We start from the raw sequence: 15307 nt of genomic DNA on the forward strand, positions 1-15307 counted from the left end.
TAAAATGTTATTAAAAACTATTTTCCAGCTAAAGCACTCACTTGCTTTAAATGCTTTTTTAGTATGGGTAAACATTTCCCGGCATATCTTTTAATATCAGCGTCAGAAGATTGAGCTGCTTTTTCAAACAAGGAAACAGCTTTTTGATGATCCGAAACCATCATTTCTACATAAGTTTTATCAAACGCACTTCCACTTAAATTATTCAACTGATTTATCGCTTGGGTTACTTCAGCTTCTGTTGTTTCATTAATCGTTTTTTGTGCCAAACCGGTATTACCCGCTTCGCCACCGGCATTTTTGGTACGGGAAGTATCTTTCAAATTATCAGGAGCAGAATCAACCCTGCCGTCAGGCCGTTGCCCACCCTCCGGATTACTCATAGGCAGCGCTACTTTTTTGAGTTTTGCTAATAACCTTAATTCTTCATTGGCCTTAATATGATCATCAACCATCATTTGGCCAAATGCTTTAATTTTTTTATCGGTTGCTTTATCTGCAGCAAGCTTTCCTGTTAAAACCTCTTTCATTCCTGCAATTGCCGCCTGTTGCAAAAATTGCGCAGTAGTTATGGTATCTTGCCTTTGTGTATAATCAGTTAAGGTTGAATAATGCCAATCGGTTTTTGCAATTGCATTAAATGAAGTAGCTGAAATAATCATTCCCACTACTGCTATTTCCCTGGTTTTGAAACGGTTTTTCATAATTAAGTAATTAAGGTATAACGCATTTATAGAACCCTGGCAACATTTAAAAAGTTTCAACAATAAACTTTCTTATTTAACTACCATACAACATCAGGGGGTTAAGATTTTAAATTTCCACTAAACTTAATCCAATTTTACCCTGTTCTATTATAAAAACTTACACTATGGAAAATCAAGAAAACAACCAACCAGAAGAAGAAATTCAAAATATTGAACAATTCCAGATCAATCGCTCTGAAGGAAATGCATCTGAAGGTCATGCTACTCCGGAACCATCTGAAGATGATGAGTATACCGAAGATGAAATTCCTTTTGCTGATGGCGAAGGCACACAGCTTAATGAAGAGATTGAAGACCCTGAAAATGAAGATGATGACGCTTTGGAAAGTGATTCGGAAGACTACAACGAATCTGATGTAACGGAATTGGACAAAGATCCAAACACTTATGAAAAGGAAGACGATGAAATGTTATAAGACATTTTAAATCGAGGGTATAAGATGCCAGGCAAAAATTGTCTGGCATTTTTATTTAAACAAAGATGATCCACAATATTTACAGAATAAGGCATCGCTATCATGTCCTTCCCTGCTACAGCCCGGACAAGATTCGGCCATTTCTTTTTTCTGCCTTGCTGCAAGCGCAATATCATGGGTAATAATCCCTGTAGGTACAGCAATAATGGCATAACCAATTAACATCACAACGGAAGCTACAAATTTACCTAATGGTGTAATAGGCGAAATATCGCCATATCCCACAGTTGTGATGGTTACAATAGCCCAATAAATACTTTCGGGGATGTTTGAAAAACCATTTTCCCGTTTTTCTACCAAATACATAATAGAACCCAAAATTACCGTGATGGTTAACACAGTAAGCAGAAATATGCTAATCTTGCGGACACTACTTTTTAATGCCTGAGTTAAGAAATTAATCTCTGTTAAAAAATGTCCGAGTTTGAATATCCTGAAAACACGAAGCAGCCTTAACGCCCTGAAAACCAGCAAAGATTGTGCACCAATAAGAAATATACTTAAATAAGATGGTAATAAAGCGATCAGATCAATGATTCCTAAAGGGCTGATTACATATCGAATCGGTTTTCTGATACTGATCAACCTTAAAATATATTCGATGGTGAAAAGCGCGGCAAAAATCCATTCGGTAATGTTAAACAATTTGCCATATTGCTGATGGATACTGACCACACTATCAAGCATCACCACAATAATGCTGGAAAAAATGGCAATTAACAGGCCCACATCAAAAGCTTTACCAGCCGGTGTATTCGATTCGTAAATAATCTCGTGAAGCTTAAAACGCCAATTTTTAGATGAATCTGATGCCATAGTTTTTCAAGTAGTTTTAAAGGTAACAGAAATTACCCATTTACCACTTCCCCGCCATTAACGTGTATTACCTGTCCCGTAATAAAGGAAGCATCTTCTGAGGCCAGAAATACATAAGACGGTCCAAGCTCTGAGGGCTGGCCTGCTCTTTCCATTGCTGTTTCAGAACCAAATGATTTAATTTTTTTTTCATCAAAGGTAGATACAATAAGTGGTGTCCACACCGGGCCAGGTGCCACAGCATTTACGCGGATACCGGTTTTGGCTAAATTTGTAGCCAGCGAACGGGTAAAAGATGTTATCGCTCCTTTTGTTGAAGAGTAATCGATCAGATTTGGCGAAGAACGGTAAGCCGTTACCGACGTGGTATTGATAATGGTATCGCCTGCCTGAAGATACGCCAACACCTCGTGTGCAAAGTAAAAATAGCCAAATATATTGGTACGGAAGGTGTCTTCCAATTGTTTATCGTCGATATTTTTTGGATCTTTCTGTGGAACCTGCATTCCGGCATTATTAACCAAAATATTGATCTTTCCAAACTTTTTAACCGTTGTTTCTACAGCTTTTTTACAGAACGAAGGCTTTTTTACATCTCCTTTAATCAATAAACAACTTTTACCTTCAGCTTCAACCATTTTCCGGGTTTCTTTTGCATCAATATCTTCATCCAGATAAACAATGGCCACATCAGCACCCTCTCTGGCAAAATGGACAGCCACCGAACGGCCGATCCCACTGTCTCCACCTGTAATTAGCGCAACCTTATCATTCAGTTTACCGGCACCCTTATAGTTTGCTTTAATTACTTCAGGTTTTGGATCCATTTTCGCTTCTATCCCCGGTTGTTTATTTTGTTTGGCAGGTATTTTTTTTGTTTTCATCGCTTCTTGTCTAATTAAGTTTCAATACTGCCAATTAAACAAGAATATCTTCTTCAAAGTTTTAAGAACCTAAACCTTGCCCGTTAGCATTTAAACCAATTTAACTTAATATTTTGCTCATAGGCCGCCATTTTGAAAGGATATACCTCAGTAAATTAGCCTATTAAATGCTAACCAAAAGAAACCGAAAATGAGAAAAACAATTTTATCCGCTTTGTTTATATTGGGCTTAACCTTACCTGGTTTTGCTCAAAAAAGATTAGGGAATGAAACTGCTGCCGAAAAAACCAAAAGAATGGAATGGTGGACAGATGCCCGTTTTGGCATGTTCATCCACTGGGGTTTGTATGCATTGCCAGCGCGCCACGAATGGGTTAAAAGCAATGAACACATCACCAACGAAAACTACCAGAAATATTTCGATCAGTTTAATCCTGATTTATTCAACCCCAAACAGTGGGCAAAGGAAGCTAAAGCGGCAGGAATGAAATATGCCGTACTCACCACCAAACACCATGAAGGCTTTACCTTGTTTGATAGCAAATACACCGATTATAAAGCCATCAATACACAGGCAAAAAGAGACCTGGTAAAAGAATTTGTGGAAGCTTTCCGCGAAGAAGGCATCAAAGTAGGGTTTTATTATTCGCTTATTGATTGGCACCATCCTGATTTTACAGTTGATAGGTATCATCCCTTAAAACCCAATAATGATAACGAAGCTGAATATGCAGCATTAAACAAAAACAGGGATATGGCTAAATATCGTAAATATCTATACGATCAGGTAACGGAACTGTTAACCAGGTATGGGAAAATCGATATTCTATGGGCCGACTTTTCATATCCCGGCAAACACGGTAAAGGCCGTGATGATTGGGGCTCGGTTGCATTACTTAAGCAAATTAGAAAACTGCAGCCACAAATTATTGTAGATAACCGTTTGGATCTTAATGATTATGAAGATGGTACAGATTTTGAAACACCCGAACAGGTTAGTCCGAAAGAATTGGAAAAATACCGCGGAAAAGTTTGGGAAACCTGTCAAACCTTTTCAGGCTCATGGGGATACCATCGCGATGAAAACACCTGGAAAAGCAATAGAAAATTACTGGACCTATTAATTACTTCGGTAGCCAATGGCGGCAACCTATTGTTAAATGTTGGTCCTACTGCCCGCGGCGAATTTGATAACAGAGCAAACATTGCTTTAGATAGCCTAAGCCTTTGGATGCACGCGAATTCGAAATCGATTTATCACTGTACTTTTGCTTCATCCGAATTTAAAGCACCTGAAGGGGTAAAACTTACCTATAACAAAGACACCAAAAAATTATATGTGCACTTGTTCGAATATCCTAATACTGATTCCATTACTTTAGAAGGTTATAAAGACAAAACGAAATATGCACAGTTTTTACATGATAATTCGGAGGTACAGATCGACAATGAAAAATCAACTGGTAATACGCTGGTATTAAAGCTACCCAAGAAAAAGCCTGATTTTGAAATTCCTGTAATTGAATTAACGCTAAACTAATCAACCCATATTAATCATCGGAAGCCTGCGAGTTAAATCCTGCGGGCTTTTTTGTTGATCGGGCTTTATGTTCTCTAATCAAAATCGAACAAAACATATCATGGTTTTTATTGTCTTACATTAAAAACTATCATGAAAGTAAAAGGTGCATTTATTTATACCCTTAAAACAGGCGAAAATGCTTTGATTCTATTAGCAGATAATAAAATAGAACAGGATAAACTTTATCAGCATTTAGCCGTTGATGCTTACCAGTTTAAAAAAGAAATTGTAGCAGAAGAGCCACGTATCGTATTGATATCCGCCGGTTATAAAAATGAAAATAATGAAATAATCTGGAACAGGGAATATATACCAGTACCAAAATGGTACGACCAGAATTAAATTCTAACTAAACATATTGATAGCGATAAATGTTAAGTTGCTTATGAAGTTTATAGTACTGCCATTTGTCTTTTTTATATGCTATTTTAAATCAAACGCTCAATATGCCGATAGTACCAATTACCATGTACTGCTTACTTCAACCGGATCGATTAACCGCACCAATGAAGACCGTGCCTATTTATTAAACAATGCGCTTAATTTTGGTATGAAAAAGAAAAGTTTTGTTTTAAATTCAACTACCGCATGGCTTTATGGCAAGCAGAATAGTGATTTAACCAACAACGATTTTTCGACCACCTTAAACTTTAACCTATACAAAACCTTCCCGCACTTTTATTATTGGGGTTTGGTAAATTATAATACCAGTTATTCGTTAAAATTAAAAAACCAATTGCTGGCTGGCGGAGGCATCGCCTATAGCGTATTAGACAAACCCAATGCCTATATCAACCTGAGCGACGGGGTATTATTTGATCAAAGTAGTTTAATTGTAGGCGATAGCTACCACACTTATCGGAATTCATTAAGGTTACAATATCATTTTGCCATAAAGGAACTGATTACGATTGACGGGAATCATTTTTTACAAAATTCTTTCGATAGAAAAGGCGATCACATCATCCGCTCTACCACTACACTTGGTTTAAAACTCCGCAAATGGATAAGCCTCACTACGGCACTGAATTATAATAAATTGAATATTACGCGTAGCGAAAACCTGAACCTTACCTATGGGTTAACGCTTGATAAGTATTTTTAGGTTAGTATTCAGTCCGAAGTCCTCAGTCTGTAGTCCAAAGTCTTGAGTAGATTATTTAGATTGGTCACCCTGAGCGGAGTCGAAGGGCTGTTTAGTTTGGTGCTGGGAGTCAATTAACCAATTTAAACACTTAACCCATTAGCTGACCATTAAGAACTTAAGAGAGTTAAGATGTATCAATTAACAGGTTAACCAATGACTAATGAACCAACGACTAATGAACCAATGACCATTGAACTAATAAACTATCTAAGCTGACAATAATTCTGCCTGATTTAAATTCGCATAGGCTTTAGCTTGCACCACATTACCTATAATAATAATAGCCGGATAAGTTAAACCCGCCTGTTCTGCAGATTCCTGTAAATTTTGCACTGAACATACTACTTGCTTTTGATTGGGTAAGGTAGCATGCTGAATAATTGCGGCAGGCATATCACCTAAACCCGCATCGCAATAAGCTTTAGAAATTTCGCCAACTTTTTTCATCCCCATATATATCACCACTGTAGCCGAACTTTTCATGGCACATTTTAAATCGTTGGTTAAGCTCCCGTCCTTTTTAGTTCCGGTAAGTATCCAGACACTTTCACTAATTCCCCGGTGAGTTAAGGGCACATCAATAAAACCTGCACCCTGCATACTACTTATACCTGGGATATAATGACATTTAATGCCCCTGGCCTCCGCATAAATCAGTTCTTCGAAACCTCTGCCAAAAATAAAAGGATCTCCACCCTTTAAACGCACTACTACCTGGTAATTTTGGGCATTTTCGACTATTAATTCATTTATTTTCTCTTGTGGGGTGTATTTTTCATAGGGTTGCTTGCCAACATAGATCATTTTGCATGTTTTCGGAGCAATTTCCAGTAATTTTTCATTACTTAAGTTGTCATAAAGAATAACTTCTGCTCTTTTTAACACATTAAAAGCTTTCATTGTGATTAATTCAGGATCCCCTGGACCTCCACCCATTATAAAAAGTCCAAAATCAGTATTTTTTTGATTCATAATTTTAATTATTTAACTATTTAAATATAAAAGTGATGATAATTTATTAAAAAGTTAAATATTTTATGATAAAAATCATGATTTAATAACTTTTAATTTAATTATAACCTATATTTGAATATTAAAAATCATATAAACATTAAATTATGTGTTTGTATATCGATTTTTTTAATAAAAACCACATCAAAACAAATAATCAGGAACTAAAAAACACTAAACACCTTTAAGATTTATGAAAGAACCACAAATAATCGTAATAGGAAATGGAATGGTGGGATATAAATTCTGCGAAAAGATTAGATCAAAAACTTCTTCTTTTAATCTTGTTGTTTTTGGAGAGGAACCCCGTAGAGCTTACGATCGTGTTCATTTAAGTGAATATTTTAATGGCAAAACCGCCGATAACCTCTCCCTTTCTACAGAAAATTGGTATCAGGAACAAAATATTAGCCTATTTCTCAATAACCCGGTTACTAAAATAGACCGCGACCTTCAAAAAGTTTATACTGCCAATGGTGTGGATTACAACTACGATATTCTTGTTTTTGCTACTGGTTCAGGCGCTTTCGTTCCTAACATCCCTGGCATTGAAAAAGAAGGCGTTTTTGTTTACCGTACTATAGAAGATCTTGATCTCATTAGTAGTTACGCAAAAAAGGCTAAAACAGCTTCAGTTATAGGAGGCGGTTTATTAGGACTAGAAGCCGCTAAAGCCTTAATTGATCTGGGGATTGAAAAAACGAGTATTATTGAATTTGCACCGCGCTTAATGCCCAGGCAAATTGATGCTGCAGGTAGCGATATGCTTAAATCGAAGCTGGCAGATTTAGGCTTACAGATCCATTTAAATAAAAATACCACGAGCATTGAAGGTGATGCCTGTATTAGTGCATTAAAGTTTAGTGATGATACCGCTTTAGATGTCGACATGCTGGTGATCTCTGCCGGCATAAAACCACGCGATGAACTAGCGAAAGCCTGCGGCATTGAAGTTGGTCCACGGGGCGGAATTGTAGTTGACAAAAAAATGCAGACCAACGATCCAGCGGTATTTGCCATTGGCGAATGTGCTTTATACGATGGAATGATTTATGGTTTGATTGCGCCAGGCTACGAAATGGCCGAGGTATTGGCCGCAAATCTTTGCGAAGGTGATAAAACATTTACCGGATTTGATATGAGCACCAAACTCAAACTAATCGGCATTGATGTGGCCAGTTTTGGAGATAATTTTATCACCGAGCCGGATTGCCGTACCATCATCTTCGAAAACAAACACAAAGGAGTTTATAAAAGAATAAATGTTAGTAATGACGGGCAATACCTTTTAGGAGGTATATTAATTGGAGATGCAACAGCATATAACCTGCTGTTGCAAACCTCTAATAACCGGATTGTATTACCAGAAAACCCTGAGGAACTAATTCTGGGTGCACGTGGCGGAAGCGAACCTGCAGGCGGAGCCGGAATTACAGGTTTACCAGACGGTGCATTGATCTGTAGCTGTGAAGGTGTTAGTAAAGGCGACATCTGCTCGGCAGTTGCTGATGGCTCTTGCGAAAACATCGATGACCTGAAGAAATGCACCAAAGCAGGCACAGGCTGTGGTGGTTGTTTGCCAATGGTTAAAGATTTAATGACTTATACTTTAAAATCGCAGGGCAAATACATTAAAAACGTTATCTGTGAACACTTTAATTATAGTAGGCAAGAACTTTTTGACCTCATTCATATTCATGAATTAAAAAGTTATGATGAAGTACTAGATACATTGGGCAAAAATGATGGTTGCGAAGTATGTAAACCATTGGTATCATCGCTCCTAGCCAGCCTGTGGAATGAAATGATCCTTAAAAAAGGAAACGATGTGGCACAGGATAGTAACGACCGTTTTCTGGCTAACATTCAAAAAGGCGGCTCATATTCTGTAGTACCTAGGGTTCCGGGTGGAGAAATTACGCCTGATAAATTGATAGTAATTGGCGAAGTAGCTAAAAAATACAACCTCTACACCAAAATTACAGGTGGTCAGCGGATTGATATGTTTGGGGCACACCTTAACGACCTTCCTATTATCTGGGAGGAACTAATCGCAGCAGGTTTTGAAAGCGGGCATGCTTACGGAAAAGGCTTAAGAACAGTTAAAAGCTGTGTGGGCAGTACCTGGTGCAGATTTGGTTTGCATGATAGCGTGAGTTTTGCCATCAGAATCGAAGAGAGATACAGAGGTATCCGTGCGCCGCATAAATTTAAATCAGCGGTAAGTGGCTGTATCAGGGAATGTGCAGAAGCCCAAAGTAAAGATTTTGGGATTATAGCCACAGAAAAAGGCTGGAATTTATATGTATGCGGAAATGGAGGAAGCAAGCCTCAACATGCTCTTTTACTGGCAACAGATCTCGACAGCGAAACCTGTATCCAATACATCGACAGATTTTTGATGTTTTACATCCGCACAGCTGATCCTCTTACCCGAACCGCAACCTGGCTGAACAAAATGGAAGGTGGAATAGATTACCTGCGGAACGTAATCATCAACGATAGTTTAGGGATGGCCGCTCAATGGGAAAATGAAATTGAAAATTTAATCGCTTCTTACAAATGCGAGTGGAAAGAAGCCGTTGAAAATCCTGCCATCAGAAAGCGGTTCTCTCATTTTGTAAATGCACCGGAAGACAAAGACCCAACCATAGAATTTGTTGAAATGCGCGGACAAAAAAGAACAGCCGAATGGAAAACAGTTTAATCAAGAACCGTTACAAACCTAATAAACCCCTAAATGATGAATGAACAATCAAATTGGCTTGCAGCCTGCCGAGTCGAAGATGCCATTGAGAATGGTGGCGTTTGCGTAAAACATGGTGAAGATCAGATTGCACTTTTCTATTTCACCAGGAGAAATGAATGGTACGCCACACAAAATGAATGCCCGCACAAAAAGCAAATGGCATTAAGCCGTGGAATGATTGGCTCTACTACTGATGAACCTAAGGTAGCCTGCCCTTTCCATAAAAAAACATTCTCATTGAGTACCGGCGAATGTTTAAGCGGCGACGAATGCGCCATAAAAACCTATCCTGTAAAGATAGAAAACGGAACTGTTTATATTGGTACAACGCCAAAATCTTAACCTGACCACTTAAGATTTAAACTTTTCGGGATTAAAATTTAACCCAAACCAAACCGACATGAAAATTTCTAATTATGTAGCCATAACAGGCTGCCTCGCACTTACCTTGTTCTCTTTTTCAGCTAAATCGCAAACTAAAGCTGTTTTATTCGACGGTACTATTGTTGCCGGATATGTTGATCATGGTGCTTTTATAAACTGTACAGGCCCGGGCATCAAATTCAGTAAAAAACCTTACACCGTTTTATTGGGACTATTGCCCAGTTTAAGAATTAAAGAAGATAAAGTGGCTGCCGGAGCGCCAAAAAATGCAGCCCTAACCCCTAATCTTGGTTTTGGCTTAACAACAGCCTTTCGCCATATCGCTTTACAAGTGCCCTTATATTACAACCCTAAAACTGCAGTCAAAAATGGCGAATGGAACGTTGGTGTAGGTTTTGGCTATAAATTTTAAAAGAACCTATTCATTTACGCTTAAACCGAACGTTATGACACTAAGCACCATTACTAAACCGCTAGATAAATTAAATATATTTTCGCTCAAAGGTGTTCAGATGAAGACCTTTCATATTACCTGGTTAACTTTCTTCTTCTGTTTCTTCGCCTGGTTCGGAATGGCGCCTTTGATGAAGATAGCAAGAGAACAGCTTCACCTTACCAAAGATCAGGTGGGTAACATTCAAATTGCCTCGGTATCGGCTACTATTATTGCCCGCTTACTCATTGGCAGATTGATTGATAAATTTGGCCCAAAACTGATCTATACCTGGCTTCTGGTGCTTTGCGCGATTCCGGTTTTATTAATCGGAACCAGTCACTCTTACACTTCTTTTTTGCTTTTCCGCCTGGCCATTGGCGTAATTGGTGCATCATTCGTCATTACCCAATTTCATACTTCGATTATGTTTGCACCCAATATTAAAGGGACAGCCAATGCAACGGCAGGAGGTTTTGGAAACGCTGGCGGTGGTGCAGCCAATTTATTTATGCCATTAATTGCATCCGGTTTTACGGCTCTTGGTTTTTGCAGTACTGAAGACAGCTGGCGTTATGCCATGATTTTTCCTGGCGTAATGCTTTTGATCTGTGCTTTTTTATATCACCGTTTCACATTGGATAGCCCCCAGGGAGATTTTAAAAACCTGAAAGATGAAGACGTAAAAAGCAACAAAAATACCTTCTTGCTCGCTGCAAAAGATTACCGTACCTGGATTTTAACCATTGCCTACGCAGCCTGTTTTGGTGTAGAAATTACGGTAGACAACTTTGCACCGATCTTTTTTACAGATTCATTTGGCGCAACCATAGCTGTGGCCGGAATGGTTGCAGGCATTTTTGGCTGGATTAATATTTTCGCCAGACCATTGGGCGGAATTGTTGCCGATAAAATTGGTAAAACCTGGGGATTTGATGGCAAAACACTTTTGCTCGCCTTGTTGCTTTTGGTAGAAGGGGTTGGTTTAATCTGGTTTGCAAAATCGGGCAATATCGGGATGGCCATTTTCATGATGTTTGTTTTCGGCTTAAGTTTAAAAATGGCCAATGGTGCAACTTACAGCCTTGTTCCATTCATTAATCCGCTTGCAGTTGGTAGTGTAGCAGGTATTGTAGGTGCTGGTGGAAATATCGGCGCCATGCTTATCGCCTTTATGTTTAAAGCTAAGGCCAGTCACGCGTCTAAAAATGTAATTGAAAACGGACTTAGCGTTCAAAAAGATCTGATCGATTATACCAGCGCGTTTACCTTACTTGGCTTTATTATCCTCGGAATTGGCGTGGCAGTATTCATTTTCAGAACCGTTATGGCACAAAAAACATCACAAATAGAAGACCTGGTGCTTACCCCTGGCAAATAAATAACGTTAACAAAATCTACTATACAAGCCGATCATTTGAAAGAAGAAAAAAACATATCGCCTAACAAAACAACCACCTGCTGTTATTGCGGAGTGGGCTGTGGTATTGTGGTAAATAAAGATATCCATGAGCGCATAACTGTTGAAGGAGACAAAAACCATCCTGTAAACAAAGGTATGCTGTGCAGTAAAGGCATGAATCTTCATTATACAGCAAATGACAAAAGCGACAGGCTGCTCTACCCCGAAATGCGCTACAACAAAAACATGCCTCTCCAAAGGGTAAGCTGGGATACCGCACTGGAAAGAACAGCAGCCGTTTTTAAAGCATTGATTAAAAAACACGGTCCGGATAGCGTGGCCTTTTATGCCAGCGGACAATGTTTAACAGAAGAATATTACGTAGTAAATAAATTAATCAAAGGTTTTATCGGCAGCAATAACATCGATACCAACAGCCGCTTATGTATGAGCAGTGCGGTTGTTGGTTATAAAATGAGCTTAGGTGAAGATACCGTGCCCATTAGTTACGATGATATTGAAACTGCCGATTGTATTTTTGTTGCAGGCGCAAATCCAGCATGGTGCCATCCTATCCTGTGGCGCCGTGTTGAAGCCGCAAAACAGAAAAATCCTCATTTAAAAATTATTGTTAGCGACCCCAGGAAAACACAAACCTGTTCAATCGCCAATGTTCATTTACAGATTAATCCGGGTACCGATATTACCCTACACCACGCCATTGGCAGATGTTTGATTGAAGATGGAAAAGTTGATCTTGATTTTATCACTAACAGTACTAATGGTTATGAAAAATACCGTGCTACTGTTTTCGGGACCTCATTGGCAGAGGCAGCAGCTATTTGTGGTATCGAAGAAAGTGATATCCGTTTGGCTGCGTCTTATATCGGCAATGCAAAAGGTTTTATCAGCATGTGGACGATGGGACTTAATCAAAGTGTGGTGGGCACGAACAAGAACCTTTCGCTCATTAACCTGAACCTGATTACAGGTCATATAGGCAAACCAGGAAGCGGACCTTTTTCACTTACCGGGCAACCAAATGCCATGGGTGGACGAGAAGTTGGCGGTTTAAGTAATTTATTACCGGCACACCGTGTTTTAGGCAATGAGAATCACCGCAATGAGGTCGAGAAATTTTGGCAGATCCCCTTGGGTACTATAGAGTCTAAACCAGGGTTAACTGCCACCGAAATGTTCGATGAGCTGAATACCGGTAAATTGAAAGCAATATGGATTTTATGTACCAATCCTTTAATCAGCCTGCCTGATGTCCGAATGGCCGAAGAAGGCTTAAAAAAAGCAAAATTTGTAGTTGTTCAAGACATTAGCAATACTGTAGAAACATTAAAATATGCTGATGTAGTTTTACCAGCAGCAGCCTGGGTTGAGAAAGAAGGCACCATGACTAACGCTGGGCGTTATATTTCTTACCTCAGCAAAGTAACCGAAGCACCTGGAGAAGTGCTGCCAGATTCGGAAATCATCTGCCGGTTTGCAAAAAAAATGGGCTATCATGGTTTCGGTTTTAAAAATGCAAGCGAAATATATGATGAACATGCAGCCCTTACCGAAGGAACCAATATCGATATTAGTGGCCTTAATTATGAAATTTTAAGAGAGAAAAGAGCCGTTCAATGGCCGTATCCGAAGCAAGAAAAGGCATTTGGAACAGCCAGGTTATTTACCGATCATCAGTTTTACACACCTGATAAAAAAGCCAATATTCTATCATTTGATGATCAGAACCAATCGGAAGCTTTAACACCGGAACATCCATTGATTTTAACTACGGGAAGAATCAGGGATCAATGGCATACACGCAGCAAAACAGGTAAGGTAAATAAACTGAACCAGCACATTAGCGAATCTTTTTTAGAAATTAATCCTATTGATGCCAGAACACGGAACATTAAAGACAATGAAATTATCGAAATTTCCAGTTTACGTGGAAATGTCCGTGTAAAAGCAAAATTTTCGGAGGATATTAAACCCGGAGTAGTTTTTATGCCCATGCACTGGGGTAAAATCTTAAAAAGTGATTTAAACCGGGTAAATAATCTCACCAATAACCTGGTCGATCCGCAGAGCAAAGAACCCGATTTTAAGTTTAGTGCAGTAGAAGTAAAACTATATCAAAAAGCCCGGCAAAAGATTATCGTGATTGGTGCAGGTGCCGGTGCCTGTGGTTTTGTTAAAAGCTACAGGGCTTTAAATACCGAAGATGATATTGAGATCTTTAGTAAAGAGGATTTCCCATTTTACAACAGAGTGCTTCTCCCTGATTATATTATTGGCACTTTACCCTGGCATAACCTCATTAAAATGAGTGACAGTGAGGAAACGGACTACAGAATAAAACTACACCGTGGTTTAGGTATCGACAAAATTAATAAAGAAGACAAAACCGTTACCGATAGCAACGGAGAAGTTCATTATTACGACATTCTGCTTCTGGCTACCGGAAGCAGGGCTTTTGTGCTTAAAGATCTCCCGAAACTAAACGGCATATTTACCATGCGCAGCCGTAACGATGCCGACAGTTTTAAAAAACACGTGGATACCACCAATGGAAAAGTAGTGATTGTAGGTGGTGGTTTATTGGGAATTGAACTGGCTACATCTTTGGCTGAAACAGGATCAAAAGTGACGATTATCCAACGGATTTCGAGATTAATGGGCCGTCAGTTGGATGCATTGGGCAGTCAATTACTACATGAAGAACTGACCAGCAAAGGCATTGAGATTTTTTATAATGATGAAGCCGACCGGATTATCGGAGAAAAAAACATTTCAGGCATCCGTTTAAAAAGTGGTCTATTGATCTACTGCGAATCTTTGGTGATCGCCATAGGGACAGTCCCAAATACCGAAATGATTAAAGAAGCAGGAATTGAATGCAAACGAGGAGTTGTGGTTGACGAATACCTGAGAACCAATGAAAAAGACATTTATGCTATTGGTGAAATTGCAGAATTTAAAGGTCAGATGTACGGTATTACCGCGGCAGCAGAGCAACAGGCAGAAATAGTAGCGCGGTTTCTCTGTGGAGATATTGCGAAATTCTATCAAGGGAGTCTGCTCATGAATATCCTAAAAATGCACAGTTTAGAACTCTGCTCTTTAGGCTTGGCCGAAATCCCGAACAACGACCCTACTTACGAGGAAATTGTTTTTATTGATAAAGCCAAACGTTACTATAAAAAGTGCATTGTACACAATGATAAACTGGTTGGGGCCATATTAATTGGCGATAAAAGTGAGTTTTTGGAATTTAGAAACCTGATTGAAAATAAAATAGAGCTGAGCGAAAAGCGGCTTCAACTGTTGAGGAGCGGTAAAACAACGGAACCTATTATCGGCAAAACCGTATGCAGCTGCAACAATGTTGGGGAAGGCAACCTTATCAACAAAATTAAAGATGGTTGTAAAGATCATTTGCAGCTCTGCCAGTTAACAGGTGCCGGAATGGGTTGTGGGAGTTGCAGGCCAGAAGTAAAAGCGATTTTAGATTCGTTTGTAAATGTGCTTAAGACAGAACCAAAACCTGCTTTAATAGAATAATCATAAACTGTGTTGGTTCTTCATCCTGAGAATAAGTTTTGGAAAAAATCAGGGTCGAGGTGGTCGGGCGCGGGGTATCGTCATTCCCAACT

At 39.1% G+C, this 15307-nt stretch carries 13 protein-coding genes; 9 read left to right on the top strand and 4 right to left on the bottom strand.

Annotated elements, in window-relative coordinates:
- Positions 1–17: 17 nt before the first annotated feature.
- Positions 18–704 (bottom strand): DUF4142 domain-containing protein, encoded by a 687-nt coding sequence (locus tag OQX63_RS01445; RefSeq protein ID WP_265849114.1) that lies wholly within the window; start codon positions 702–704, stop codon positions 18–20.
- Between the two features lie 167 nt (positions 705–871).
- Between OQX63_RS01445 and OQX63_RS01450 the strand changes: the two genes are divergently transcribed.
- Positions 872–1183: a hypothetical protein gene (locus OQX63_RS01450; RefSeq protein WP_265849115.1), complete on the top strand. Its 312-nt coding sequence runs from the start codon at positions 872–874 to the stop codon at positions 1181–1183.
- A gap of 51 nt (positions 1184–1234) precedes the next feature.
- Here the strand turns inward: OQX63_RS01450 and OQX63_RS01455 are convergent, their stop codons facing one another.
- Both OQX63_RS01455 and OQX63_RS01460 read right to left on the bottom strand, forming a co-directional pair.
- A complete protein-coding gene (locus OQX63_RS01455; protein ID WP_265849116.1) occupies positions 1235–2059 on the bottom strand; it encodes an ion transporter in 825 nt (274 codons plus the stop codon).
- A gap of 32 nt (positions 2060–2091) precedes the next feature.
- Positions 2092–2943: an SDR family oxidoreductase gene (locus tag OQX63_RS01460; RefSeq protein ID WP_265849117.1), complete on the bottom strand. Its 852-nt coding sequence runs from the start codon at positions 2941–2943 to the stop codon at positions 2092–2094.
- 190 nt (positions 2944–3133) lie between these two features.
- Between OQX63_RS01460 and OQX63_RS01465 the strand changes: the two genes are divergently transcribed.
- The 3 genes from OQX63_RS01465 (at position 3134) to OQX63_RS01475 (ending at position 5630) form a co-directional block, all read left to right on the top strand.
- Positions 3134–4483 (top strand): alpha-L-fucosidase, encoded by a 1350-nt coding sequence (locus OQX63_RS01465; protein WP_265849118.1) that lies wholly within the window; start codon positions 3134–3136, stop codon positions 4481–4483.
- Between the two features lie 132 nt (positions 4484–4615).
- Positions 4616–4867 carry a hypothetical protein gene (locus tag OQX63_RS01470; RefSeq protein ID WP_265849119.1) on the top strand — a complete coding sequence of 84 codons (252 nt, stop codon included), beginning with the start codon at positions 4616–4618 and terminating at the stop codon, positions 4865–4867.
- A 43-nt stretch (positions 4868–4910) separates the two neighbouring features.
- Positions 4911–5630 carry a DUF481 domain-containing protein gene (locus OQX63_RS01475; protein ID WP_265849120.1) on the top strand — a complete coding sequence of 240 codons (720 nt, stop codon included), beginning with the start codon at positions 4911–4913 and terminating at the stop codon, positions 5628–5630.
- A 249-nt stretch (positions 5631–5879) separates the two neighbouring features.
- On the opposite strand, the gene cobA is transcribed toward OQX63_RS01475, so the two are convergent.
- Positions 5880–6644 (bottom strand): uroporphyrinogen-III C-methyltransferase, encoded by a 765-nt coding sequence (gene cobA, locus OQX63_RS01480; protein WP_265849121.1) that lies wholly within the window; start codon positions 6642–6644, stop codon positions 5880–5882.
- Between the two features lie 232 nt (positions 6645–6876).
- Here cobA and nirB point away from each other — a divergent pair, with 232 nt between their 5' ends.
- The 5 genes from nirB to OQX63_RS01505 are packed head-to-tail and all read left to right on the top strand — an operon-like array spanning position 6877 to position 15215.
- Positions 6877–9390: a nitrite reductase large subunit NirB gene (gene nirB / locus OQX63_RS01485; protein WP_265849122.1), complete on the top strand. Its 2514-nt coding sequence runs from the start codon at positions 6877–6879 to the stop codon at positions 9388–9390.
- 33 nt (positions 9391–9423) lie between these two features.
- Positions 9424–9774, top strand: coding sequence for a nitrite reductase small subunit NirD (nirD, locus tag OQX63_RS01490; RefSeq protein WP_265849123.1), 351 nt, complete (start codon positions 9424–9426; stop codon positions 9772–9774).
- A gap of 58 nt (positions 9775–9832) precedes the next feature.
- Positions 9833–10228 carry a hypothetical protein gene (locus OQX63_RS01495; protein ID WP_265849124.1) on the top strand — a complete coding sequence of 132 codons (396 nt, stop codon included), beginning with the start codon at positions 9833–9835 and terminating at the stop codon, positions 10226–10228.
- A 34-nt stretch (positions 10229–10262) separates the two neighbouring features.
- Positions 10263–11630 carry an MFS transporter gene (locus tag OQX63_RS01500; RefSeq protein ID WP_265849125.1) on the top strand — a complete coding sequence of 456 codons (1368 nt, stop codon included), beginning with the start codon at positions 10263–10265 and terminating at the stop codon, positions 11628–11630.
- A gap of 36 nt (positions 11631–11666) precedes the next feature.
- Positions 11667–15215 (top strand): nitrate reductase, encoded by a 3549-nt coding sequence (locus tag OQX63_RS01505; RefSeq protein ID WP_265849126.1) that lies wholly within the window; start codon positions 11667–11669, stop codon positions 15213–15215.
- Positions 15216–15307: the final 92 nt, after the last annotated feature.

The organism is Pedobacter sp. PF22-3 (assembly GCF_026239555.1).
Lineage (GTDB): Bacteria > Bacteroidota > Bacteroidia > Sphingobacteriales > Sphingobacteriaceae > Pedobacter.